The sequence below is a fragment of the Streptomyces sp. NBC_00510 genome (assembly GCA_036013505.1).
In the GTDB taxonomy this organism is placed as follows: Bacteria; Actinomycetota; Actinomycetes; order Streptomycetales; family Streptomycetaceae; genus Actinacidiphila.
In genome coordinates this window covers 7,177,443-7,199,703 of sequence record CP107851.1, presented here as the reverse complement: position 1 = coordinate 7,199,703, position 22,261 = coordinate 7,177,443, and the positions used below count along the sequence as shown (strand labels likewise).

Genomic DNA, 22,261 nt, shown 5'->3' with positions numbered 1-22,261 from the left:
GCCGTCCGGGCCCGGGTCAGGCCTTGACCAGGACCTTCAGCGCGGTGCGCCCGTCCATCGCCTTGTAGCCGCCGGGGACGCCGTCCAGGCCGACGGTGAGGTCGAAGACCGGGGACGGGTCGACGGTGCCGTCGAGGACGTCCGGGAGCAGTTCGGGGATGTAGGTGCGGACCGGGGCGACGCCGCCGCGCAGGGAGACGTTGCGGTCGAACATGTCGCTCAGGTCGAGGCCGGTGCCGCTGCCGTGCGGGACGCCGACGTAGCCGACGGCGCCGCCGTCGCGGGTGATGGCGACGGCGGTGCGCATCGACTGCTCGGTGCCGACGGCCTCGATGACCGCGTGGGCGCCGTGGCCGCCGGTCAGTTCGCGGACCGCCGCGACGGCGGCCTCGCCGCGCTCGGCGACGACGTCGGTGGCGCCGAAGGTGCGGGCGATCCCGGTGCGGGCCTCGTGCCGGCCGAGCGCGATGATCCGCTCCGCGCCGAGCCGCCGGGCGGCCAGCACACCGCACAGTCCGACCGCGCCGTCCCCGACGACCGCGACCGTGGCGCCGGGCCGCACACCGGCGCCGACGGCGGCGTGGTGGCCGGTGCCCAGTACGTCGGAGAGGGTGAGCAGACCGGCCAGCAGGCGGTCGTCGGAGAGCGCCTCGGCGGGCAGCCGTACGAGGGTGGCGTCCGCGAACGGCACGCGCACGGCCTCGCCCTGGCCGCCGTCGGAGCCGACCTGGCCCCAGAAGCCGCCGGCCGGGCAGGAGGTCGTCAGACCCTCCGCGCAGTAGGCGCACGTACCGTCGGACCACACGAAGGGCGAGACGACCAGGTCGCCCGGCTTGAGCCCGGACACCTCGGAGCCGGTCTCCTCCACGACGCCGAGGAACTCGTGCCCGATGCGCTGTCCCGGCTGCCGGGCCGACTCGCCGCGGTACGCCCACAGGTCGCTGCCGCAGATGCAGGCCAGCACCACGCGCACCACCGCGTCGGTGGGCTGCCGGACCACCGGGTCCGGCACCTCCTCCACCCGTATGTCGTGGGGGGCGTGGATCACGGTGGCGCGCATACGGAGGTCGTCCTCGCTGGTCGTACGAATGGGGTCGTACCACCGTACCGGCCGGTGGCGAGCAGGAACTGCGCCCCGAGATAGGTGAGCATGATCCAGAAGTCGGCCGCCGGGAGCTGCGGGAGGTCGGCGAGCCGGATCGCGAGCAGGGTGTCGGAGAGCAGGAAGAGCGCCCCGCCCACCGCCGTCGCCCGCGGGCCGAGCGCGGCCGCGCCGGCCGCCATCGCCGTCAGCAGCAGGCTGTACGCGGCGACCGGGATCCGCAGCCCGGAAGGCAGGCCCGGCCACACCACGACGAGCGCGGCGACCCACGCGACCGCGTAACCGGCCGCCGTCACGGCGGCGCGCCGCCGGTCGGTGAAGGCCCCGCGGGCGGCGAAAAGTGTGAGGTAACAGACGTGCCCGGCCGCGAAGGCGCCCATCCCGGCGAGGAAGGACGCGTCCCCGTCGAGCTGCAGCAGCACGTCCCCGGCCCAGCCGCACAGCAGCGCGGCGACCAGCAGCCGGGGGCCGCTCCGCAGCGCCGCGCAGACCGCGAGCAGCGGCACCAGGACGGGCTTGGTGAGGTGGTCGGCCGTCACCGACCCCGCGAGCTGGGCGGCCAGGTGGACCACGGCCACCACCGCGAAGACGGCCAGTGCCGCGCGGGCGGCGCGCTCCCGCGTCACGCCGCCGGCTCCTCGCCCCGCGGACGCCAGCCGGGACCGCGCAGGACGTGGCCCGCTCGGTCGCGCCAGGTGCGGGCGGCGGCGACGTCCCGGGCGATCGCGGCGTACTCGTGGGTGGCCACGCGCAGCGGGTTGAACGTGGTGATGTTCTTGGTGAGCCCGAAGACCGGGCGCTGCGCCTCCGCCGCGAAGGAACCGAACAGCCGGTCCCAGACGATCAGGATGCCGCCGAAGTTGCGGTCCAGGTAGCCGCCCTGCGAGGCGTGGTGCACGCGGTGGTGCGAGGGCGTGTTGAGGACGAACTCCACCGGGCGGGAGAGCTTGTCGACGCGCTCGGTGTGGATCCAGAACTGGTAGACGAGGTTGAGCGAGGAGCAGAACGCCAGTGCCGCCGGGTGCACCCCGCAGACGATCATCGGCAGGTAGAACACCCACGACGTCATGCCGGTCCAGGGCTGGCGCAGCGCGGTGGAGAGGTTGAACTTCCGGCTGGAGTGGTGCACCACGTGGGACGCCCACAGGATGCGGACCACGTGGTGGCCGCGGTGCTGCCAGTAGTAGAAGAAGTCCTGCGCGAGCAGCATCAGCGGGATCGTCCACCACACCACGGGCACCCGCAACGGGCTGAACGCGTACACAGCGGTGTATACCGCGACGATCGGGATCTTCCAGAGGAAGTCGAAGAACAGGCTGCCGAGTCCCATCGACAGGCTCGTCGCGGTGTCCTTGGCGGCGTAGCCGGCGGCGTCCTCGTCCGGACGGATCCGGTAGCTGATCAGCTCCAGGACGGTGAGCAGCACGAACGCGGGTATCGACCACATCACGGCATCGGGCAGTTGCGGCATGCGCGCACCTTAAGGGCGCGCGGCGGCCCCGGCTAGAGGTCGTTACCGATCGGTTCTACCCGGGGGTACCCGCGGGATTGCGCCGGGTGGGCCGCCTCGCAGGGCCGACGGCCCAACCGGGTCCACGCGACGGGTGGTTGACCCGCGGGGGCCGCGCCCGGCGGGCCCCGCGCGCCGCCGCGGCCGACCCGTCCCCGGCGGGATCCGACGGTGCGCCAGGGGCGGGTGGCGGCGGGCGCTGTCGGTGGCCGCCCGTATTGTGTTCCTCCATGCACGCGCCCCAGCTTCCGCACCCGTCGTGGCCAGAGGCCTACCCCGACGGATACGCCGTCGTGGACGTCGAGACCACCGGCCTCGGCCGCGACGACCGGATAGTGTCCGCGGCCGTCTACCGGCTGGACGCGCGCGGCGAGGTGGAGGACCACTGGTACACCCCCGTCAACCCGCAGCGTGACCCGGGCCCGGTGTGGATCCACGGCCTCACCTCGGACATGCTGGCCGACGCCCCGCTCTTCGGCGAGGTCGCGGCCGAGCTGGCGGACCGGCTGTCGGGCCGGGTGTTCGTCGCCCACAACGCGGTCTTCGACTGGTCCATGCTCGCCCGGGAGTTCGCGCGGGCGGGCACCGTGGCGCCGGTGGAGCACCGGCTGTGCACCATCGTGCTCTCCAAGGCGCTGGGGCTGCCGCTGGCCAACCACAAGCTGGAGTCCCTGGCCGCGCACTTCGGCGTCGTCCAGCAGCGCGCCCACCACGCCCTGGACGACGCGCGCGTGCTGGCGGAGGTGTTCCGCCCCAGCCTGCGGCAGGCCGCGGCGGGCGGCATGCAGTTGCCGCTGCACGCCTGCCGCCCCCTGACGGAGTGGATCGACACGGCCGTCCCCCGGCAGTCGGTCTCCGCGGGCTACCGCAGCACGTACCGGCCGATGAACTGGCGGACCTCGCGGAAGCGGCCGGCCTGCCCCTATCCCAACCCGGGGCGGCTGGAGTCCGGCGGACCGTTGGTCCAGGGGATGCGGGTCGCCTTTTCGGGCGACACGGGCATCGACCGCGAACTGCTGGAGGACCGCGCCACCGAGGCGGGTCTGCACGTGTCGTCCTCCGTGAGCCGGCTGACCAGCCTCCTGGTGACCAACGACCCCGACTCGCTCACCACGAAGACGGTACGGGCCCGGCAGCTCGGCACCCCGGTCGTCGACGAGCGCCGCTTCGCCGAGTTGCTGCGGGACGTCGCCCCCGCGCCGGACGTGCACGGCTGACGCCTCCGTTCGAGTGGTGCGCCCGCGACGCACCCGGTCACCGATTGCCGCGCCAGGGCCCGGCCCGCACCCTGGGCCTCATGGCCCGATGCGAAGTATGCGGAAACGACTACGTGATGAGCTTCGAAGTGCACGCCCAGGGGGCCGTGCACGTCTTCGACAGCTTCGAGTGCGCGATCCACCGGATGGCGCCCATCTGCGAGCACTGCCGGGTACGGATCGTCGGCCACGGGGTCGAGGTCGACGGCCACTGGTACTGCGGCGGCCACTGCTCCAAGGCGGAGGGCCGCAGCGGCATCGTCGACCGGGTCGGCTCGCTGCCCGGCGGCGGCTGATCCCGGCGGCCGCACCACGGCGCCGTCCGACCCCTCCGGAAGGCGCCCCGCGACCGAGTTGTACGGTCATGGGGTGTACCGCTTCCTGTTGTCCCGGCAGTGGGTGATCCTCACCCTCATCGCACTGCTCCTGATGCCCGCCATGGTCGAGCTGGGCTTCTGGCAGCTGCACCGGCACGAGCGCCGGGTGGCCAGCAACCACCTGATCGCGGACAACCTCGAGGCGGAGCCCGTCCCGGTGGAGTCGCTGACCGCCCCCGGCGCGGCCGTGCCGAAGCGGCAGATCTACCGCACGGTCACCGCGACCGGGCACTACGACACCGCCCACGAGGTCGTCGCCCGTCAGCGCACCGCCGCCGACGGGGACAGCATCGGCTACCACGTGATCACCCCGCTGGTCCTGGCCGACGGCCGGTCGGTGCTGGTCAACCGGGGCTGGATCCCCGCCGGCACCGACCTGACCACGTTCCCCAAGGTCCCCGCGGCGCCGTCCGGCGAGGTCACCGTCACCGGCCGGCTGCGCCCGGACGAGACCACCGCGGCGACCGGCATCAGGAACAAGGGCGGACTGCCCGACCGCATGATCATGCTGATCAACAGCGGGATGGTGGCCCAGGACCTGCCCGCGGCACAGCGGCCGGTCGGCGGCTACATCGAGCTGGCGGCGACCTCCCCCAAGCCCTCCGGGCGGCAGCCCGAGCTGATCCCGGATCCCGACCACAGCAGCATCGGCATGCACATGGGGTATGCGATCCAGTGGTGGCTGTTCACCGCCATGGTGCCGGTCGGCTGGGTCATCCTCGTCCGCCGCGAGCGGCGGGAGCGGCTCGCCGCCCGCGACGCGGCGGCGCAGGAGAGTGCCATGGCCGAACCGGCCGCCGCTGCGGTCGCGTCGCCCTAGCGCCGGGGGCACCCTCGTAGAGCGGGGACCCTCGTAGAGGGAGAGACGGAGGCCGACCGTGGCGGCACTGATCGAGGACTACGCGATCATCGGTGACCTGCAGACCGTCGCGCTGGTCTCCAGGAGCGGCTCCATCGACTGGCTGTGCCTGCCCCGCTTCGACTCCGGCGCCTGCTTCGCCGCGCTGCTGGGCGACGAGGACAACGGCACCTGGCGGATCGCCCCGGCCTCCGCCTGGGACGAGGAGCCGTGCACGCGCCGCTCGTACCGCGAGGGCACCTTGGTGTTGGAGAGCGTGTGGGAGACCCGCGACGGCACCGCCAAGGTGATCGACTTCATGCCGCAGCGCGATCGCGCACCGGACGTCATGCGCATCGTCGAGGGCGTGCGCGGGCACGTCGCCATGAGCAGCGAGCTGCGGCTGCGCTTCGACTACGGGCGGGTCGTCCCCTGGATGCGCCGCACCGACGGCCACCGCGTCGCGATCGCCGGGCCGGACTCGGTGTGGCTGCGCACCGAGCCCCAGGTGCCCATGTACGGCAGGGGCTTCGCCACCCACGCCGACTTCACCGTCGCCGAGGGCGAGCGGATCGCCTTCGCCCTGACCTGGCACCCCTCCCACGAGAGCCGGCCGCGCCTGATCGACCCCTACCAGGCGCTGGAGCAGAGCTGCGCTGACTGGGAGTCCTGGTCGGCCAAGTGCCGCTACGACGGTCCCTGGCGGGACGCGGTGCTGCGCTCGCTGATCACCCTCAAGGCGCTCACGTACGCGCCCAGCGGCGGCATCGTCGCGGCGGCGACCTCCTCGCTGCCCGAGGAGATCCGCGGGGTGCGGAACTGGGACTACCGCTTCTGCTGGCTGCGCGACGCGACGCTCACCTTGAACGTGCTGGTGGAGACCGGCTACCTCAAGGAGGCCTACCACTGGCGCGACTGGCTGCTGCGCGCCGTCGCCGGCGACCCCGCCGACCTGCAGATCATGTACGGGCTGGCCGGTGAGCGCCGGCTGCCCGAGGAGGAACTGGACTGGCTCGCCGGGTACGAGGCGTCCCTGCCGGTGCGGACCGGGAACGCCGCCGCCAAGCAGCTCCAGCTCGACGTCTACGGCGAGGTCCTGGACTCGCTCTTCCTCGCCCGCAGCTTCGGGCTGCGCGACGAGCCCCACGCCTGGGCGGTGCAGCGCACGCTGATGGACTTCCTGGAGTCCAAGTGGCACGAACCCGACGAGGGCCTGTGGGAGGTGCGCGGCGACCGGCAGCACTTCGTGCACTCCAAGGTGATGGCCTGGGCGGCCGCCGACCGGGCGGTGCGCACCCTGGAGGGGCAGCCGCACCTTTCCGGCGACGCGGACTCCTGGCGGGCGATGCGCAGCGAGGTGCACCGGGAGGTGTGCCGCAAGGGCTTCGACCGCGAGCGCAACACCTTCACGCAGTACTACGGCTCCAGGGAACTGGACGCGGCGACCCTGCTGATCCCGCAGGTGGGCTTCCTCCCCGTCACCGACAGCCGGGTGGTCGGCACGGTGGAGGCGGTGCGCCGCGAGCTGGACCACGGCGGCTTCGTACGCCGCTACACCCTGGAGGACAGCAGCGTGGACGGGCTGCCCGGCGGCGAAGGCGCCTTCCTGGCCTGCTCGTTCTGGCTCGCCGACGCGCTGCACCGGATCGGCCGCGCCGACGAGGCGCGCGAGCTGTTCGAGCGGCTGCTGGGCCTGCGCAACGACGTCGGCCTGCTGGCGGAGGAATGGGACCCGGTCGACCGGCGCCAGCTGGGCAACTTCCCGCAGGCGTTCAGCCACATCGGCCTGGTCAACACCGCGCTCACCCTCTCCGGCTGCGATGGGGCACGATGACGCCATGGATCTCGGGCTGAAGGACAGGGTGTACGTCGTCACGGGCGGCACCCGCGGGCTGGGCTTCGCCGCCGCGCGGGAACTGGTGGCCGACGGCGCGCGGGTGGTCGTCAGCGGCCGCCACGAGGAGTCGGTGACCGCCGCCGTCGCGGCGCTCGGCGGCGCGGAGCGGGCGACCGGCGTCGTCGCGGACAACGCCGGGCCCCAGGCGCCGGAGCGGCTGGTCGCCGCCGCCCGCCGGGCGTTCGGCAGGCTCGACGGCTTCCTCATCAGCGTCGGCGGGCCGCCGGCGGGCGGCACCGACGTCATCGGGGACGACCAGTGGCGGGACGCGTTCGAGTCCGTCTTCCTGGGTGCCGTACGGCTGTCCCGGGCGGCCGCCGACGAGCTGGGCGAGGGCGGCGTCATCGGCTTCGTGCTCTCGGGCTCGGTGCACGAGCCGATCCCGGGGCTCGTGGTCTCCAACGGCCTGCGGCCGGGCCTGGCCGGCTACGCCAAGAGCCTCGCCAACGAACTGGGACCGCGCGGCATCCGCGTGGTGGGGCTGCTGCCCGCCCGGATCGACACCGACCGCGTCCGCGAGCTCGACGCCCTCACCGGGGACCCGGACGCCGCCCGCGCCCGGCTCAGCGAGCGCATCCCGCTGCGCCGCTACGGCACCCCGGAGGAGTTCGGCCGTACCGCCGCCTTCCTGCTGTCGCCCGCGGCGTCCTACCTGACGGGGGTCATGCTCCCGGTGGACGGCGGCGCGCGCGGCGGCTTCTAGCGGACGTGTCCGTCCGCCCCGTCCGTCGCGCCCTGGCGCGGTCAGCTGACGCGGGCCGCCCGGTGGCTGACGGCGCGCAGGCGCGCCTCTGCGGGGAGCAGGGGGAGGCCGGCGCTGACGCGGGCGCGGTCCAGGACGGCGGAGTCGAGCCCGGCGAGGACGTCCCCGGGGACGGCGTGCGGCGACAGGGCGAGCAGCAGACGGGCGCGGGGCGCGGTGGGCGTGCCCATGAGCGCGGTGGTGGCGTGGTCGACGCCGTGGAGCTGCTCGGCGTCGGCGGCGATGATCTCCTCCAGTGCGCGGCCGCGCAGCAGCGCCACGCCGTCGTCGTCGGCGTCCACCGCCAGCCGGCGCAGCCTGCGGTCGCGCACCTGGGCGAGCAGCCACCACAGGGCGCCCAGCACGAGCAGGGCCAGCACGCCGATCACGACGGGCCACCACCACGAGGAGGCCTCGTAGCGGGTCCGGTCGCCCCCGCTGAGCAGCACGTCGTCCCGCCCGGTGTACGGACGGCGCAGCAGGCCCGTCGCGGAGCACAGCACGACGGCGCCGACGAGCACCAGGGCCAGCCCCACGAGGGCGAGGACGACACGATTGACGGTGGCGCGCACCGCGCCTCACCCCTCTTCCATGCGGCGGACGTGCAGCGCGAGGCCCAGCGGCCGGGCCAGGCCCAGCTGTTCCATGGCATCGGCCAGGGAGGACGCCAGATCGGCACGGACCGCGTCCGTCTCCCGGAAGGAGATCACGGCGCGCACGGTGGCGGTACGGCGGGTGACCGTGACGCGCGCCGAGCGCACCCCGGAGACCTCCACCGCGCGGTCGCGCAGGGTGAGTTCGGCGGCGTGACGGTCGAGTCCGGCCCGTACGGGCGCCGTTCCGGCGCGCATGGCGAGCACGTCGCGGAGCCCCGGGGTGACGGCGAGGACGAGCAGCCACAGCCCGAGCAGGACCGCCACACAGGCCCCGGCGAGGATCCACGGGTCGTCCAGCGGGCGGGTGGCCAGTTCGTCCGCGAGGATCCGGCGCCAGGCCATCCCGGACCGTCCGGCGCGCACCGCGGCGACGTCGTACAGCAGCAGCCCGGCCGCGGCGGCCAGGAGGGCGGCGGTGATCGCGGCCGGGAGGCGACGCGGGGACCAGAAGCGCCGCGGGCGGGAGCCGTACGGCGGCCGTCCGGTCGGCGGGAGGGGTGCCGGGCCGAGGTCGCTCACCGGACCCTCGCCTCCTCCAGGATGTGGCTGGCCCGCGAGTGCAGCCGCTCGACCTCCACGGTCACCCCGAAGACCACGACGCCGGTCAACTCCTCGACCCGGGCCGCGACATGACGGCGCACCGAGCGGCACACCGCGGCGATGTCCACCGGGTAGCCGAGTTCGACGGAGAGCCGTACGTACACCTGCTCGCGGTGGACGGAGACGCCGGCCTGGGGGCGCGCCCCGCGCGGCACGTACTCCCTGCCGGGGGCGTCGGCCAGCGCCTCGCGGGCCGCCTGGGAGGCGATCTTCGCCAGCACGCGGTCGGCGAGGCGGAGCGAGCCGCGCTCGCCGGGGACGAGGGGCGGAACGGAGGACGCCGGCGTCGGCACCGCGGCCGTCATCCGGGGGCTCACCGCCTCCGGTCACGGCTGCGGAAGAACTCCCCTGGCTCCAGGTCGCCGTCGAGGAACCGGCCGACGACGAACCCGACGGCGCCGAGCGCCGCCACGAGCAGGAAGGCCGCGAACCCACCGAAGTACCCGGCGAATCCGAGCGCCATCCCGACGATCAAGCCGAGCACGGCCATGCTCATCGTCCGCTCCCTGTTTCCCACCCGGGGCCCGTCACTGGACCCGCTGCTCCTGGTCGTCGTCGTCCGTGTCCTCGGGCAGCTTGACGTCGCCCACCGCGATGTTGACCTCGATGACCTCGAGGCCGGTCATCCGCTCCACGGCCGCGATGACGTTCTCGCGCACCCCGTGCGCGACCGCCACGATCGAGACCCCGTAGTCCACGACGACGTCCAGGTCGAGGGCGGCCTGCACCTCGCCCACCTCGGCCCGCACGCCCCGGGTCACGGACTTGCCGCCGGGCACTCGGTCGCGGACCGCGCCGAAACCGCGGGAGACCCCGGAACCGAGGGCGTGCACACCCTCCACGTCACGCGCCGCAAGCCCGGCGATCTTCTCGACCACGCCGTCCGCGATGGTGGTCCGCCCGCGCGTCGCGGGATCACCCAGGGGCGCCCGCCGCTGCCCTGACGTGCCGTTGCCGGCCGGGCTGGTCCCCTTCTCCAGGGTCCGGCCCCGCCCTTCCGGCTGCTGCGCGGTGTCGGTCATCGCACCTCTTCCCTTCGGGATTCCGATGGCGGGAGCGGTACGGGCTGCTCCGTGCACCACACTATGTGGGCATGCCCCGTCGCGCTGTGAGGATGCAGCGATCAGGGCCAGGATGGCGGCCCGCGCGGATGCGCGCGGTGGAGGGAGGCGACGGCCGATGACCGCGGACCGGTTGGCTCGTGCGGTACGCCGGCAGCTCGGGCTCGGCCGGGTGCTCCCCCTCGGCGGGCCCGGGGACACGGTGTGGGTCACCGAGCGGGCGGCGGCCGGGGTGCTGCGCGCGGCCGCCGACGCGGTGCCCGGGGTCCGCCTGGGCACCCTGCGCATCGGCACGGCGGACGGACCGGACGGACCGGACGGACCGGACGGACCGGACGGACCACATGACGGGGAGCCCGGGAACGCGGCGGCGGTGCTGCCGGAGTCGGCGCCGTCCGGCGCGCTGCCGAGGCGGCCGCTGCGGGTGGAGGCCGGCTTCGAGGCCACCCCGGAGCTTCCGCTGCCCGAGTCGGCCGGACGGCTGCGCGACGCGCTGTGGGAGGCGGCGACCGAGGGCGTCGGTCTGGAGCCGGAGGCGGTCGACCTGACGGTCACCGGACTGCTGGAGGAGGGCAGCCCGCCGGCGGCGCGGCCCGCGGAGGCCGCTGACCCGCCGGAGGACGGGCGGTCCGCCACCACCGCGGGCCGCGTCGCGGCGGCGGTGCCCGGGGTGGCCGGGCTGACCTCGCGGCTGGGCGGGCAGCGCCATCCGTCACAGGTGCAGATCGCGGTGGACGCGGGTCACCGTGCCCTGGACGTCGGGCGGGCGGTCGCCACGGCGGTGACGGCCATGACGCAGGAGGTCACGACCGTCGTGGTCACCGACATCGCCAAGGGCTGAGCCCACGGGGACCCGGCCCGCGAGACGGCGGCCGCGGAGCGGCGCGCGGACGCCGTCGGCGCCGGGCGGCCGGTCCGTCGTGCGCGCGCCCGGTCGGGGCGTTACTCCCCCACGCCCGCCAGGTCCCGCAGCCGGCGGCCCTGCGCGGCGCGTTCGGCCACCCGCTGCTCGTCGTACGAACGGCCGGCGGCCTCGCGGAGCAGGGCCTTGGTCTCGATCACCGCGTCGCGCGGCGCGGTCAGCAGGGCGCCCACCAGGTCCTTGACCGTGCCGTCCAACTCGGCAGCCGGGACGGCGACGTTGGCCAGGCCGGTGGCGCAGGCCTCCTCGGCGCCGACGAAGCGGCCCGTGGCGCAGATCTCCAGCGCCCGGGCGTAGCCGACCAGTTCGGTCAGCGGCTTGGTGCCGGCGAGGTCGGGGACCAGGCCCAGGCTCGTCTCGCGCATGGCGAACTGCACGTCGTCGGCGACGACGCGCAGGTCGCAGGCGAGGGCCAACTGGAAACCCGCTCCGATGGCGTGCCCCTGCACGGCGGCGACGGTGACAACGTCGTTCCGCCGCCACCAGGTGAACGCCGACTGGTACTCGGCGATCGTGGCGTCGAGTTCGCCCTCGGGAGCGCGCGCGAGGTCGATGAACGACGGCTCGCCGTCGAATCCTTCAGGCGTGAAGGCCTGCCGGTCCAGCCCGGCGGAGAAGGACACGCCCTCCGCGCGGAGCACGACGACCCGTACGCCGCCCGGGAGCAGACGACCGGCCTCGACCAGCGCCCGCCACATGGCGGGCGACTGGGCGTTGCGCTTGGCCGCGTTGCACAGCGTGACGGTGGCGACGGAATCCTCCGTCACGAGTCGTACGCCGTCACGTTCCAGCAACACAATGGGGTCGGACATCGGGCACCTCCTGGCGATCCGCAGTCTGGATTACCGAAGAGTAACCACCCGGTCGGCCGTTTCCGCGACCGGGTGGTGCTGCCACGACTCCGAGCCGCCGCACGGGGCGCCCGGCTGTGTCAGGCCGTGGAAACCTTCTTGCCCCGTGTCGCCCCGCCGCGACCGCGCAGGGTCACGCCGGACTCACTGAGCATCCGGTGGACGAAGCCGTACGAGCGGCCGGTCTCCTCGGCCAGCGCCCGGATGCTTGCTCCACCGTCGTACTTCTTCTTGAGGTCTGCCGCGAGCTTCTCGCGCGCGGCGCCGGTCACCCGGCTGCCCTTCTTCAGAGTCTCGGCCACCCGTGCCTCCTCTAGGGAAGTGCGCTCTGTGACTCTCATGATCACCCCTAGGAGACTTCCTGGCCACCCATTCGGCAAGGTCCGTGCGACAACATTTGGCGCGCCGTTGACGCGGACACCCGGCGCCGGGCAAGTGGAATCCGGCATTCCGCCGGGCCGTCCCGGACTCCCTCCGGATCACGGCGGAGAAAAGGCAGGTCACCCGGGCCGGTAAGGAGTTTCCCCATGTGACGCGGCTGATCCATTCGTACGTCCGGTATTTCGCACGTTCCCGCGCCGGTGTACGAGCCGGTCTCACACAGATGAAGGATCACCCGTCGGCCGAATGATCCAGTGGAGTGATCCACACGGATGATCGGCCGCGGGCACCGGAAGGATCAGGCGAGCGTGACGAGGTCGGCGTAGTCCTGGCCCCACAGGTCCTCGACGCCGTCGGGCAGCAGGATGATCCGCTCCGGCTGCAGCGCCTCCACCGCGCCCTCGTCGTGGGTGACGAGGACGACCGCACCCGTGAAGGTGCGCAGCGCGCCGAGGATCTCCTCGCGGCTGGCCGGGTCGAGGTTGTTGGTGGGCTCGTCGAGCAGCAGCACGTTGGCGCTGGAGACGACGAGGGTGGCGAGCGCCAGCCGGGTCTTCTCCCCGCCGGACAGCACGCCGGCGGGCTTGTCGACGTCGTCGCCGGAGAAGAGGAACGAGCCGAGGATCTTGCGGACGGCGACCAGGTCCATGTCGGGCGCCGACGAGCGCATGTTCTCCAGCACGGTCCGGTCCGGGTCGAGGGTCTCGTGCTCCTGGGCGTAGTAGCCGAGCTTGAGGCCGTGCCCGGGCACGACCTCCCCGGTGTCGGGCTGCTCGACGCCCGCCAGCAGCCGCAGCAGCGTCGTCTTGCCGGCGCCGTTGAGGCCCAGGATGACGACCCGGGAGCCCTTGTCGATGGCCAGGTCGACGTCGGTGAAGATCTCCAGCGACCCGTACGACTTGGACAGGCCCTCGGCGGTCAGGGGCGTCTTGCCGCACGGCGCGGGGTCGGGGAAGCGCAGCTTGGCGACCTTGTCGGACTGCCGCACCGCCTCCAGCCCCGACAGCAGCTTGTCGGCGCGGCGGGCCATGTTCTGGGCGGCGACGGTCTTGGTGGCCTTGGCGCGCATCTTGTCGGCCTGGGCGTTGAGGGTCGCGGCCTTCTTCTCGGCGTTGGCGCGCTCGCGCTTGCGGCGCTTCTCGTCGGCCTCGCGCTGGGTCAGGTACTGCTTCCAGCCCATGTTGTAGACGTCGATCTGGGAGCGGTTGGCGTCCAGGTAGAACACCTTGTTGACGACCGTCTCGACCAGGTTGATGTCGTGGGAGATGACGATGAACCCACCGCGGTAGGTCTTGAGGAAGTCCCGCAGCCAGACGATCGAGTCGGCGTCGAGGTGGTTGGTCGGCTCGTCGAGCAGCAGGGTGTCGGCGTCGGAGAAGAGGATGCGGGCCAGCTCGACGCGGCGGCGCTGACCACCGGAGAGGGTGTGCAGCGGCTGGGCGAGGACCCGGTCGGGCAGCCCGAGCGCGGCGGCGATGGTGGCGGCCTCGGCCTCGGCGGCGTAGCCGCCCTTGGTGAGGAACTCGGTCTCCAGGCGCGCGTACTTCTTCATCGCGTTGTCGCGGGTGGCGCCCTTGCCGTTGGCCATCCGGTCCTCGTTCTCGCGCATCTTGCGCAGGACGGTGTCCAGCCCGCGGGCGGACAGGATGCGGTCGCGGGCCAGGACGTCGAGGTCGCCGGTACGCGGGTCCTGGGGCAGATAACCGACCTCACCGGAACGCGTCACGGTGCCGCCGGCGGGCAGGCCCTCGCCCGCGAGCACCTTGGTGAGGGTGGTCTTGCCGGCGCCGTTGCGGCCGACCAGGCCGACGCGGTCGCCGCGGGCGATGCGGAAGGAGGCGGACTCGATGAGGACGCGGGCTCCGGCGCGCAGCTCGATGCCGGTGGCAGTAATCACGGGAAGAAGCTCCAGAACGTGGCGGACGGCAGTCGGACGATGTGGTCGCGGTGGGTCGCGGTCGGACGCCGTCTAATGCGTGAGGATCACTGCCATGTCTCCAGTCTACCGGGGGCGGCACGGGTCCCCGGCAAACGGTTTTCGGCCGGGGACCCGGGGCGGGCCCGGCCGGGGACCGAGACGGGGGTCGCGACGGGGGCCGTGACGGGCCGGGAGGGACAAAGCGGCAGATAATCGTAGGTATGCAGTTCGACGACGACGCATCGCTCGACACGTCCCAGGTGGAGGACCGGCGAAGCGGCGGACGGTTCGGCGGCAGGCCGCGGGGCAAGATGGTGGGCGGCGGTCTCGCCGGGCTGATCGTCCTGGTGATCGGGCTGATCTTCGGCATCAGTCCCGACCAGCTGGGACTCTCCTCCGATCCGCCGGGCCAGGCCCCGGGCACCACCTCGGGCTCGGACCTCGCCGCCGGCTGCCGCACCGGCGCGGACGCCAACGCCCACCAGGAGTGCCGCATGGTCGCGGTGATCAACAACGTGCAGGCGTACTGGGCGTCGGAGTTCCGCGAGCGCGGCATGACGTACGAACCCGCGCCGACCGTCTTCTTCGACCAGCCCATCCGCACCGGGTGCGGGGTCGCGGACCCCGAGTCGGGGCCGTTCTACTGCCCCGTGGACCGCAAGGTCTACCTGGACCTGGACTTCTTCTCGACGCTGAGCAGCCGTTTCGGCGCGGAGGGCGGGCCGTTCGCCGAGAGCTACGTCGTCGCCCACGAGTACGGGCACCACGTGCAGGACCTGGTGGGGACGCTGGGCAAGGCGCAGGACCGGCTCACCGGCCCCGGCAGCAACTCGGTGCGCGTGGAGCTGCAGGCCGACTGCTACGCGGGCGTGTGGGCGCACAACGCCACGCGGACCCTCGACGAGGACACGGGCAGCCCGATGATCAGCGCGCTCGACGAGGAGGACATCCGGCGGGGGCTGGACGCGGCCGCGGCGGTCGGCGACGACGCGATCCAGTCCCGGGTCCAGGGCCGGGTGACCCCGGAATCCTGGACGCACGGCTCGTCCGCGCAGCGGCAGCAGTGGTTCACCACCGGACTGGACACCGGTGACCCCGGCAACTGCGACACCTTCCAGCGCTGACCGGCCGGAATGTCCGTGCGCGGGGCCATTGTCGGACCCCCCTGCCAGACTGGGATCCACGTCACACAGGACGTCAGGTCCCGGAAGGGGAGGGTGATCGTCATGGCCGGCAAGGGAACCGCGCCCACCGTCTACCCGACGCTGCGCTACAAGGACGCGAAGGCCGCCATCGCCTTCCTCAAGGAGGCCTTCGGCTTCACCGAGGTCGCGGTGCACCAGGGCGAGAACGGCGTCGTGGAGCACGCGGAACTCGCGTACGGCAACGGCGTGGTGATGCTCGGCAACGAGCGCTCGGGGACGGCTTTCAGTCGGATCGCCGCGGACCTGGGCGCCGTGTCGGTGTACGTGGTCGTGGAGGACACCGACGCCCACCACGAGCGCGCCGTCGCCGCCGGGGCCGAGGTCGTGCTGCCGCTCACCGACCAGGACTACGGGTCGCGGGACTACACGGCCCGCGACCCCGAGGGCAACCTCTGGTCCTTCGGCACCTACGTGCCGCGGATACCGGACGAGTAGGCCCTGTCGTCGCGGGCCCGTCGTCGCGGCCCTGTCGTCACTCTCCCCCGGTGTGCACCTGGAAGGCGGCCCGGCGGATCATCTTGGACAGGGCCGGGTCGGGGTGGGCGGCGGCGAGGGCGACCAGCACCTGGACGGTGCGGGGGTGGCCCGCGTGGCGCAGCTCCTCCAGCAGGCGGCTGACCGAGCCCTGGACGGCCGTCTCGAGATGGCTCACCAGCAGGTGGCTCTCGCCGTGGTCGGCGACGGCCGCGGCGGTGTCCACCCACAGCCAGGTGGACTCCTCGCGGGTGAGCAGCGCGGCGACGTCCTCCGGGTCCCCTCCCTCGTGCTCGGCGAGCCACAGCAGCGCGTAGGGCCGCAGGCCGGCCTCGTCCACCACGACGCGCACGGCCGGCTCCGCCGGGCCGCCGACGACGCGCAGCGCCTCGAAGGCCAGGGCGCGCAGCAGGGCGTCGTCGCCGCGTGCCACGTCCAGGAACTCGCCCACCGCCTGGGCCACCGGGCGGGCCGCCAGCCAGGCCTTGTACTCGTCGCGGGCGGCACCGGGCGGCATCCCGATGCAGGCCTTGAGCATCTCCTCGGCGGAGTGCTCGAAGTGCCCGGCGGGTCCCTGCGCGGCCACGCAGATCTGCTCCAGCTTCACCCACACCGCCCAGCTGCCGAGCGCGGTGACGGTGACCTCGCCGGGGCGGGCGGCGTCGCGGGGCCTGAGCGCGCCGACCCGGGCCAGCGCGTCCAGCGTCCAGTCAAGCAGCGCGGGCAGTTCGTCGCGGGCGGCACCGGCCGGGGGCTCGTGGCGCTCCGCGCGTAGCTCGGCCACACGCTGCCGCAACAGGTCCAGCAGTACGGCCACGGCGACCGGGCCGGAGGAGAGGTGGAGCAGGGAGAGCAGCTGCGGTGCGGCCTCGACGACCTCGGCGACGAGCGAGGGGTCGGCGTCGGCGCACCCCGGCTCGAGCGCCGCGGGGTGCGCGAGCGACCACGCGTCGAAGAGCGCGACCCAGCCGCGCAGCACGGCGGTGTCGTCGCGGTCCCAGGCGCGCAGTCGCCAGCCGGGCCGGGCGGCCCCTCCTTTGTGCAGCTCGATCAGGCCGGTCAGCCGGGCCCGGTCCCAGGCGGTGCGCACCTGCCGCTCCGTCAGGCCCAGGGCGGCGGCCGCGCGCAGCACGTCGGGGTCCCGTAGTATCCCGGCGGTCCCGGGGGCGGCGGCGCCGGTCTCCGCGTCGGCCCAGCGGGCCAGCCGTACGGCGTCCGCGAGTTCGGTGCGCGCCCTGCGGGCGAGCTCGGGCAGCGCCGGGATTCCCTCCGGAGGCCGCGGCGGACGGCTTCGCCGCACTGTGGCGGCACGGCGCGCGGTGGCGAGTGGCCTGCGCGGGACAAGACGCAGCGGAGTGTCTCGCGGGATACGGGACGTCACGGGAGCAGTCTTGCGGGTGAGCACCCGGAAACCCAAACGAGCGTCCCCGTACCGGGATTGATCCCGCCCGAATTGGAGGGAGAGATGGGTCTTTGTGCGGATATAAAGACCACGTATGGCGGGCGTCAGAGGAGGGGGGTGAGGAAGCGCCGGAGGGCCTCCTCGTATGTTGAGGGGTTGGCGTTCCACATGGCCGCGTGCGAGGCGCCGCTAACGGCGTGCAGCGTGACCAGGTCCGGGCGCTGCCGGGCGAGTTGGCGGGACGGCCCCCACGGGGCGAGCGTGTCGTCGGGACCGTGGAAGACGAGCGCCGGGACGTCGAGCCGCTCGGGGTGGGCGGCCTCGGCGATCCGCTCCGCGTGCAGTCCGGTGCGGCCCTCGGCGGCGCGCACGCCGAGCGGCAGCAGCGCGCGAGGGGCACCCCGGGATGCGGCGGCGGCACGGACCGTGCTCTGCCAGTCGAGCACCGGGGAGTCCAGGACCATCCCGGACACCAGGGCGCGCAGCGGGGAGTGGCAGGCGGCCCGGAGCGCCATGGTCGCGCCGGTGGACCAGCCGTGCAGCACCAGCCGGCGCGCGCCGTGCCGTACCGCGTAGCGCATCGCCGCGTCGAGGTCGCGCCACTCGGAGTCGCCGAGGTGGCCGATGCCGTCCCACGAGGGGGGCGCGCCGGCGTCGTTGCGGTAGGAGAACGCGAGCACGGGCAGCCGCAGTTTGGCCAGGAACGCCATGACGTTCATGCCGAGCTCGCGGGAGGTGCCGAGGCCGTGCGCGAGGACGACCCAGGTGTCACGGGCGCCGGGCACGAACCAGGCGGGCAGCAGGCCGAGTTCGGCGGGTATCTCGGCGTCCCGGTACTCCAGGCCGAGGGCCGATCCCGGGGTGCCGACGTGCGTCTGCGGGGTGAGCCGCACCTGGTCGCCCGGCGCGACGCCGCCGCGGTTGATCCGCACCAGACGGCGGGTGACCGAGTCCGGTGCCGTCGAGAGCACCTCGCCGACGGTGACGTGCACCCCGGCCGCGATCAGGCCGTGCACACCGCGCCGGGCGGTGCCCAGGGTCCGGCTGAGGGTGACGTCCTGCCCGGTCACGGCGTGGACGGTGAGCGGGTCCGGGTCGACGCCGTTCGCGGTCGGCCTCAGGGCAAGCTCGGAGACGTGCCGCCCGGCCGCCACCGCGGCCGCACCGGCACCGAACGCTGTCGTGGCGGCGAGGGCCGCCGCGGTGGTGAGGCGCATCGCTTCCAGTCTCCGCGCGCTCACCCCGCGCGGCCAGTGGGCGGGGCCGTCCGGGCTCAGTCGTTCTCGGCGTCGTGGGCCGCGCGGGGCCGGGGGACGTCGCCACGTGCGGCCCGGTGCTCCCCCTGCTCGCCGTGCTCCCCGTGGGCCTCGTGGGCCTCGTGGGCCTCGTGCTCGCCGTGTGCCCCGTGCCCTTCGTGCTCCTCCTCCGGCTCGTCCCCGGGTTGGCCGTACTGGCGCAGTCTCTCGGCGACACGGGCGAGTTCGCGCTTGGAGAGCAGGGAGGGCGAGAAGCCGGCGACGGAGCGGGCGGCGAGCCAGACCTGGCACATCCACTCCAGCTGCGCGGTGCGGTCGTAGGCCTGCTCGAGGTCGTCGCCGTAGACGATGGTGCCGTGGTTGCGCAGCAGGCAGCCCGTGCGGTCGCGGAGCGCGCGCAGGACGTTGGCCGCCAGTTCCTCGCTGCCGTACGTCGCGTAGTCGGCGACGCGTATCCGGCCGCCCAGGGCCGCGGCCATGTAGTGGATGGCGGGCAGCTCGTAGAGGAGCGTGGAGACGGCGGTGGCGTGCACGGCGTGGGTGTGCACGACGGCGCCCGCGTCGGTGTGCCGGTAGATCGCGAGGTGCATCGCCAGCTCGCTCGTCGGGCGCAGTTCGCCGAGCACCTGCTTGCCGTCCAGGCCGACGCCGACCGTGTCGTCCGGGCCCAGGCGGTGGTAGGGCACCCCGCTGGGGGTGACGAGCACGAGGTCGTCGCCCACCCGCACCGACACATTGCCGGACGTACCGACCACGAGACCGTCGTCGACCGAGCGGCGGGCCGTGTCCACCAGCTCCGACCAGGCCCGTGCCACCGCGTTCCGCACCGACATCCGTGTCACCTCCGAGCGCTGATCCTGACAGGTTGGCCGTTGCCGCACGCTCCCGGGGCACAGTAGCGTCCCGGCACAGTTTCCGGACCGATCACGCATACGAATTGCAGGGGCACCATGACCACCGTCAACGGCGGCATCTCCTTCTGGTACGCGAAGTCAGGGCTCCCGGTGCCGCGTGAGCCGCTGCCCGGGGACACCACCGCCGACGTGTGCATCGTCGGGGGCGGCTACACCGGACTGTGGACCGCCTACTACCTGAAGAAGGCCGTGCCCTTCCTGCGGATCGTCGTCCTGGAGCAGCGCTTCTGCGGCTACGGCGCCTCCGGCCGCAACGGCGGCTGGCTGTACAACGGCATCGCCGGGCGCGACCGCTACGCCGCGCTGCACGGCCGTGAGGCCGCCGTGGCGCTGCAGCGCGCGATGAACGGGACCGTGGACGAGGTGATCCGGGTCGCCGCCGAGGAGGGCATCGACGCGGACGTCCACAAGGGCGGGGTGCTGGAGGTCGCGCATTCCCCCGCACAGCTGGCGCGGCTCAGGGCGTTCCACGAGGCCGAGGTCGCCTTCGGCGAGAAGGACCGCCTGCTGCTGGGCGCCGCCGAGTCCGCCGCGCGGATCCGGGTCGCCGGGACGGCCGGCGGCACCTGGACGCCGCACGGGGCGCGCGTCCACCCGGCGAAGCTGGTGCAGGGGCTGGCCCGGGCGGTGGAGGCGCTCGGCGTCGTCGTCCACGAGTCGACCCCGGTGACCGAGATCCGGCCGAAGCACGCGGTCACCCCGTTCGGCAGCGTGCGCGCCCCCTACGTCCTGCGCTGCACCGAGGGCTTCACCGCCTCGCTCAGGGGCCAGAAGCGGTCGTGGCTGCCGATGAACTCCTCGATGATCGTGACGGAGCCACTGCCGAAGGAGGTCTGGGACACCATCGGCTGGGAGGGCCGGGAGGCGCTCGGCGACATGGCGCACGCGTACATGTACGCGCAGCGCACCGCCGACGACCGGATCGCCATCGGCGGCCGCGGGGTGCCGTACCGCTTCGGCTCCCGTACGGACAACGACGGCCGCACCCAGGCGGCGACGGTCGAGGCGCTGCGCGAGATCCTGGTGCGCTTCTTCCCGGCGACGGGGCGGGTGGCGGTCGACCACGCGTGGTCCGGGGTGCTCGGCGTGCCGCGTGACTGGTGCGCGAGCGTCGAACTGGACCGCTCCACCGGTCTCGGCTGGGCGGGCGGCTACGTCGGCAGCGGGGTCGCGACGGCGAACCTCGCGGCGCGGACGCTGCGCGACCTCGTCCAGCTGGACTCCGGCCAGGCGCACGGCACGGAGCTGACGTCCCTGCCGTGGGTGCACCACCGCGTGCGCCGCTGGGAGCCCGAGCCCTTCCGGTGGATCGGGGTGCACGGGCTGTACGCGGCCTACCGCGCCGCCGACCGGCGCGAGCAGACCGGACGCAGCGCGGAGACCGACCGGGTGGCGCGCATCGCGGACCGCATCTCGGGCCGCCACTAGGCCGCGGCCCTGGGCCCGTCCCCCCCGCTGGGTCACGACGGCCCCGGGCCGTGACCAGGATCTCTTCCGGAGGCGCCGGGAAGGGCGATCGAAGCACGTCCAAGGCCGGATTCCGGGGCGAAGTCCACACGGGCCCACACCCCCCGCACGCACCGGCACCGCCGCGCCTCCCCTCGTTCACCTTCCGTTCATCCAGACTCCGTACGGTCGCCACCGCCACTGTCCGATCGAACGAATGCCTGGGTCAATGGAACACATCACGCTCCTGATCGGAATCGTGATCATTACCGCACTCGTGTTCGACTTCACGAACGGTTTCCACGACACCGCCAATGCGATGGCGACCACCATCTCCACTGGCGCGCTCAAGCCCAAGACGGCGGTGGCCATGTCCGCCGTGCTCAACCTCGTCGGCGCCTTCCTCTCCGTCGAGGTGGCGAAGACGATCTCCGGCGGCATCCTCGACGAGAGCGCGGGCATCAAGCCCGAGGTGATCTTCGCGGGGCTCGTCGGCGCGATCGTCTGGAACCTGCTGACCTGGCTGGCGGGCCTCCCCTCCAGCTCCTCCCACGCCCTGTTCGGCGGCCTCATCGGCGCCTCCGTCGCCTCCGCGGGCTTCAGCTCGATCAACGGTGACGCGGTCGTCATGAAGGTCCTGATCCCGGCCGTCTGCGCCCCGGTGGTCGCCGGTCTCGCCGCGATGCTGGCGACCCGCCTGACCTACCGCATCGGCCGCAACGCCGACCCGAAGGCGACCGCCAAGGGCTACCGGGCCGGGCAGATCGCCTCGGCCGGTCTGGTCTCCCTCGCGCACGGCACCAACGACGCACAGAAGACCATGGGTGTCATCACCCTCGCCCTGATCGCGGGCAACGTCGTCGCCCCCGACTCCGACCCGCCGCTGTGGGTCATCGTGTCGGCCGGCATGGCGATCGCGCTCGGCACCTTCATCGGTGGCTGGCGGATCATCCGCACCATGGGCAAGGGCATCACCGACATCCAGCCGCCGCAGGGCTTCGCCGCCCAGACCGGCGCCGCCACCGTCATCCTCGCCTCCTCCCACCTCGGCTTCTCGCTCTCCACCACGCAGGTCTGCTCCGGCTCCGTCATGGGCGCCGGTGTCGGCCGCAAGGGCGGCGTCGTCCGGTGGAGCACCGCGGGCCGCATGTTCGCCGCGTGGGGGCTCACCCTTCCGGCCGCGGGTCTGGTCGCGGCGGGCGCCGCGCTCCTGGCCGACCAGGGGGACCTGGGCGTCACCGCGGTCGCCGTCCTGGCCCTCGCCGCCTGCGTCGCGATCTGGATCGCCTCGCGCCGCAAGCCCGTCGACCACACCAACGTCAACGAGGCCCACGGCGACGCCGAGGAGCCGGGCGTCATCACCACGGCGATCGCCGCCGTGATCCCGCCGCCCGCCGGCCTCACGGCCGCCACCGTCGACGCCGACCCCGCCCAGGCCTCCGCCTGACGGCGG

General features: G+C 73.5%; 23 protein-coding genes and 1 pseudogene. 10 read left to right on the top strand and 14 right to left on the bottom strand.

What is annotated here, in order from left to right:
• Window positions 1–16: 16 nt before the first annotated feature.
• The 3 genes from OG937_32490 to OG937_32480 are packed head-to-tail and all read right to left on the bottom strand — an operon-like array spanning window position 17 to window position 2,573.
• Entirely contained in the window at window positions 17–1,060 is a 1,044-nt protein-coding gene (locus tag OG937_32490; GenBank protein WUD76079.1) for a zinc-dependent alcohol dehydrogenase family protein, read from the bottom strand.
• Window positions 1,045–1,728 carry a lysoplasmalogenase gene (locus OG937_32485; GenBank protein WUD76078.1) on the bottom strand — a complete coding sequence of 228 codons (684 nt, stop codon included), beginning with the start codon at window positions 1,726–1,728 and terminating at the stop codon, window positions 1,045–1,047. Before OG937_32485 ends, OG937_32490 begins: the two co-directional genes overlap by 16 nt.
• Window positions 1,725–2,573 carry a sterol desaturase family protein gene (locus tag OG937_32480; GenBank protein WUD76077.1) on the bottom strand — a complete coding sequence of 283 codons (849 nt, stop codon included), beginning with the start codon at window positions 2,571–2,573 and terminating at the stop codon, window positions 1,725–1,727. The genes OG937_32485 and OG937_32480 overlap by 4 nt, the downstream gene beginning before the upstream one ends.
• A 269-nt stretch (window positions 2,574–2,842) precedes the next feature.
• Here OG937_32480 and OG937_32475 point away from each other — a divergent pair, with 269 nt between their 5' ends.
• The 5 genes from OG937_32475 to OG937_32455 all read left to right on the top strand — a co-directional run bounded on the left by OG937_32475 (window position 2,843) and on the right by OG937_32455 (window position 7,683).
• Window positions 2,843–3,829 (top strand): DEDDh family exonuclease, encoded by a 987-nt coding sequence (locus OG937_32475; GenBank protein WUD76076.1) that lies wholly within the window; start codon window positions 2,843–2,845, stop codon window positions 3,827–3,829.
• An 80-nt stretch (window positions 3,830–3,909) separates the two neighbouring features.
• Complete coding sequence (locus OG937_32470; GenBank protein ID WUD76075.1) at window positions 3,910–4,164, top strand: hypothetical protein; 255 nt, start codon at window positions 3,910–3,912, stop codon at window positions 4,162–4,164.
• A gap of 73 nt (window positions 4,165–4,237) precedes the next feature.
• Window positions 4,238–5,065, top strand: coding sequence for an SURF1 family protein (locus OG937_32465; GenBank protein WUD76074.1), 828 nt, complete (start codon window positions 4,238–4,240; stop codon window positions 5,063–5,065).
• A gap of 58 nt (window positions 5,066–5,123) precedes the next feature.
• Entirely contained in the window at window positions 5,124–6,917 is a 1,794-nt protein-coding gene (locus OG937_32460) for a glycoside hydrolase family 15 protein (GenBank protein WUD76073.1), read from the top strand.
• A 4-nt stretch (window positions 6,918–6,921) separates the two neighbouring features.
• Window positions 6,922–7,683, top strand: coding sequence for an SDR family oxidoreductase (locus tag OG937_32455; GenBank protein ID WUD76072.1), 762 nt, complete (start codon window positions 6,922–6,924; stop codon window positions 7,681–7,683).
• A gap of 41 nt (window positions 7,684–7,724) precedes the next feature.
• Here the strand turns inward: OG937_32455 and OG937_32450 are convergent, their stop codons facing one another.
• The 5 genes from OG937_32450 to OG937_32430 are packed head-to-tail and all read right to left on the bottom strand — an operon-like array spanning window position 7,725 to window position 10,000.
• Window positions 7,725–8,294, bottom strand: coding sequence for an alkaline shock response membrane anchor protein AmaP (locus tag OG937_32450; protein WUD76071.1), 570 nt, complete (start codon window positions 8,292–8,294; stop codon window positions 7,725–7,727).
• A gap of 6 nt (window positions 8,295–8,300) precedes the next feature.
• Entirely contained in the window at window positions 8,301–8,897 is a 597-nt protein-coding gene (locus OG937_32445; GenBank protein ID WUD76070.1) for a DUF6286 domain-containing protein, read from the bottom strand.
• A complete protein-coding gene (locus OG937_32440) occupies window positions 8,894–9,283 on the bottom strand; it encodes an Asp23/Gls24 family envelope stress response protein (protein ID WUD76069.1) in 390 nt (129 codons plus the stop codon). Before OG937_32440 ends, OG937_32445 begins: the two co-directional genes overlap by 4 nt.
• 8 nt (window positions 9,284–9,291) lie before the next feature.
• Complete coding sequence (locus OG937_32435) at window positions 9,292–9,474, bottom strand: hypothetical protein (GenBank protein ID WUD76068.1); 183 nt, start codon at window positions 9,472–9,474, stop codon at window positions 9,292–9,294.
• A gap of 31 nt (window positions 9,475–9,505) precedes the next feature.
• Complete coding sequence (locus OG937_32430; GenBank protein ID WUD76067.1) at window positions 9,506–10,000, bottom strand: Asp23/Gls24 family envelope stress response protein; 495 nt, start codon at window positions 9,998–10,000, stop codon at window positions 9,506–9,508.
• 157 nt (window positions 10,001–10,157) lie between these two features.
• On the opposite strand from OG937_32430, the gene OG937_32425 reads away from it, so the two are divergent.
• Complete coding sequence (locus tag OG937_32425) at window positions 10,158–10,880, top strand: hypothetical protein (protein ID WUD76066.1); 723 nt, start codon at window positions 10,158–10,160, stop codon at window positions 10,878–10,880.
• 101 nt (window positions 10,881–10,981) lie between these two features.
• Here the strand turns inward: OG937_32425 and OG937_32420 are convergent, their stop codons facing one another.
• From OG937_32420 to OG937_32410, 3 genes are all read right to left on the bottom strand, one after another.
• The gene (locus OG937_32420; protein ID WUD76065.1) at window positions 10,982–11,773 is read right to left on the bottom strand and encodes an enoyl-CoA hydratase/isomerase family protein; all 792 of its coding nucleotides are present in this window, start codon (window positions 11,771–11,773) and stop codon (window positions 10,982–10,984) included.
• 119 nt (window positions 11,774–11,892) lie between these two features.
• Window positions 11,893–12,114 carry a helix-turn-helix domain-containing protein gene (locus tag OG937_32415; protein ID WUD76064.1) on the bottom strand — a complete coding sequence of 74 codons (222 nt, stop codon included), beginning with the start codon at window positions 12,112–12,114 and terminating at the stop codon, window positions 11,893–11,895.
• Between the two features lie 377 nt (window positions 12,115–12,491).
• Entirely contained in the window at window positions 12,492–14,090 is a 1,599-nt protein-coding gene (locus tag OG937_32410) for an ATP-binding cassette domain-containing protein (protein ID WUD76063.1), read from the bottom strand.
• Window positions 14,091–14,332: 242 nt separating this feature from the next.
• Between OG937_32410 and OG937_32405 the strand changes: the two genes are divergently transcribed.
• Together OG937_32405 and OG937_32400 are read left to right on the top strand one after the other, a co-directional pair.
• Window positions 14,333–15,235, top strand: a complete 903-nt coding sequence (locus OG937_32405) for a neutral zinc metallopeptidase (GenBank protein ID WUD76062.1) — start codon at window positions 14,333–14,335, stop codon at window positions 15,233–15,235.
• Between the two features lie 102 nt (window positions 15,236–15,337).
• The gene (locus OG937_32400; GenBank protein ID WUD76061.1) at window positions 15,338–15,751 is read left to right on the top strand and encodes a VOC family protein; all 414 of its coding nucleotides are present in this window, start codon (window positions 15,338–15,340) and stop codon (window positions 15,749–15,751) included.
• A gap of 37 nt (window positions 15,752–15,788) precedes the next feature.
• Here OG937_32400 and OG937_32395 read toward each other — a convergent pair whose 3' ends face one another.
• The 3 genes and pseudogenes from OG937_32395 to OG937_32385 form a co-directional block, all read right to left on the bottom strand.
• Complete coding sequence (locus tag OG937_32395; GenBank protein WUD76060.1) at window positions 15,789–17,171, bottom strand: hypothetical protein; 1,383 nt, start codon at window positions 17,169–17,171, stop codon at window positions 15,789–15,791.
• Between the two features lie 125 nt (window positions 17,172–17,296).
• Entirely contained in the window at window positions 17,297–18,409 is a 1,113-nt protein-coding gene (locus OG937_32390; protein WUD76059.1) for an alpha/beta fold hydrolase, read from the bottom strand.
• 221 nt (window positions 18,410–18,630) lie between these two features.
• A pseudogene (locus OG937_32385) lies at window positions 18,631–19,281 on the bottom strand (class II aldolase/adducin family protein).
• A gap of 117 nt (window positions 19,282–19,398) precedes the next feature.
• Here OG937_32385 and OG937_32380 point away from each other — a divergent pair.
• Both OG937_32380 and OG937_32375 read left to right on the top strand, forming a co-directional pair.
• Window positions 19,399–20,790 (top strand): FAD-binding oxidoreductase, encoded by a 1,392-nt coding sequence (locus OG937_32380; GenBank protein ID WUD76058.1) that lies wholly within the window; start codon window positions 19,399–19,401, stop codon window positions 20,788–20,790.
• 247 nt (window positions 20,791–21,037) lie between these two features.
• The gene (locus tag OG937_32375) at window positions 21,038–22,255 is read left to right on the top strand and encodes an inorganic phosphate transporter (GenBank protein ID WUD76057.1); all 1,218 of its coding nucleotides are present in this window, start codon (window positions 21,038–21,040) and stop codon (window positions 22,253–22,255) included.
• Window positions 22,256–22,261 lie beyond the last annotated feature (6 nt).

Bases quoted from the DNA above. Each gene is read 5' to 3' on its own strand.
- OG937_32490 (WUD76079.1), bottom strand. From the start codon at position 1,060: ATGCGCGCCACCGTGATCCACGCCCCCCACGACATACGGGTGGAGGAG.
- OG937_32480 (WUD76077.1), bottom strand. From the start codon at position 2,573: ATGCCGCAACTGCCCGATGCCGTGATGTGGTCGATACCCGCGTTCGTG.
- OG937_32475 (WUD76076.1), top strand. From the start codon at position 2,843: ATGCACGCGCCCCAGCTTCCGCACCCGTCGTGGCCAGAGGCCTACCCC.
- OG937_32470 (WUD76075.1), top strand. From the start codon at position 3,910: ATGGCCCGATGCGAAGTATGCGGAAACGACTACGTGATGAGCTTCGAA.
- OG937_32455 (WUD76072.1), top strand. From the start codon at position 6,922: ATGGATCTCGGGCTGAAGGACAGGGTGTACGTCGTCACGGGCGGCACC.
- OG937_32440 (WUD76069.1), bottom strand. From the start codon at position 9,283: ATGACGGCCGCGGTGCCGACGCCGGCGTCCTCCGTTCCGCCCCTCGTC.
- OG937_32435 (WUD76068.1), bottom strand. From the start codon at position 9,474: ATGAGCATGGCCGTGCTCGGCTTGATCGTCGGGATGGCGCTCGGATTC.
- OG937_32430 (WUD76067.1), bottom strand. From the start codon at position 10,000: ATGACCGACACCGCGCAGCAGCCGGAAGGGCGGGGCCGGACCCTGGAG.
- OG937_32425 (WUD76066.1), top strand. From the start codon at position 10,158: ATGACCGCGGACCGGTTGGCTCGTGCGGTACGCCGGCAGCTCGGGCTC.
- OG937_32420 (WUD76065.1), bottom strand. From the start codon at position 11,773: ATGTCCGACCCCATTGTGTTGCTGGAACGTGACGGCGTACGACTCGTG.
- OG937_32405 (WUD76062.1), top strand. From the start codon at position 14,333: ATGCAGTTCGACGACGACGCATCGCTCGACACGTCCCAGGTGGAGGAC.
- OG937_32400 (WUD76061.1), top strand. From the start codon at position 15,338: ATGGCCGGCAAGGGAACCGCGCCCACCGTCTACCCGACGCTGCGCTAC.
- OG937_32390 (WUD76059.1), bottom strand. From the start codon at position 18,409: ATGCGCCTCACCACCGCGGCGGCCCTCGCCGCCACGACAGCGTTCGGT.
- OG937_32380 (WUD76058.1), top strand. From the start codon at position 19,399: ATGACCACCGTCAACGGCGGCATCTCCTTCTGGTACGCGAAGTCAGGG.
- OG937_32375 (WUD76057.1), top strand. From the start codon at position 21,038: ATGGAACACATCACGCTCCTGATCGGAATCGTGATCATTACCGCACTC.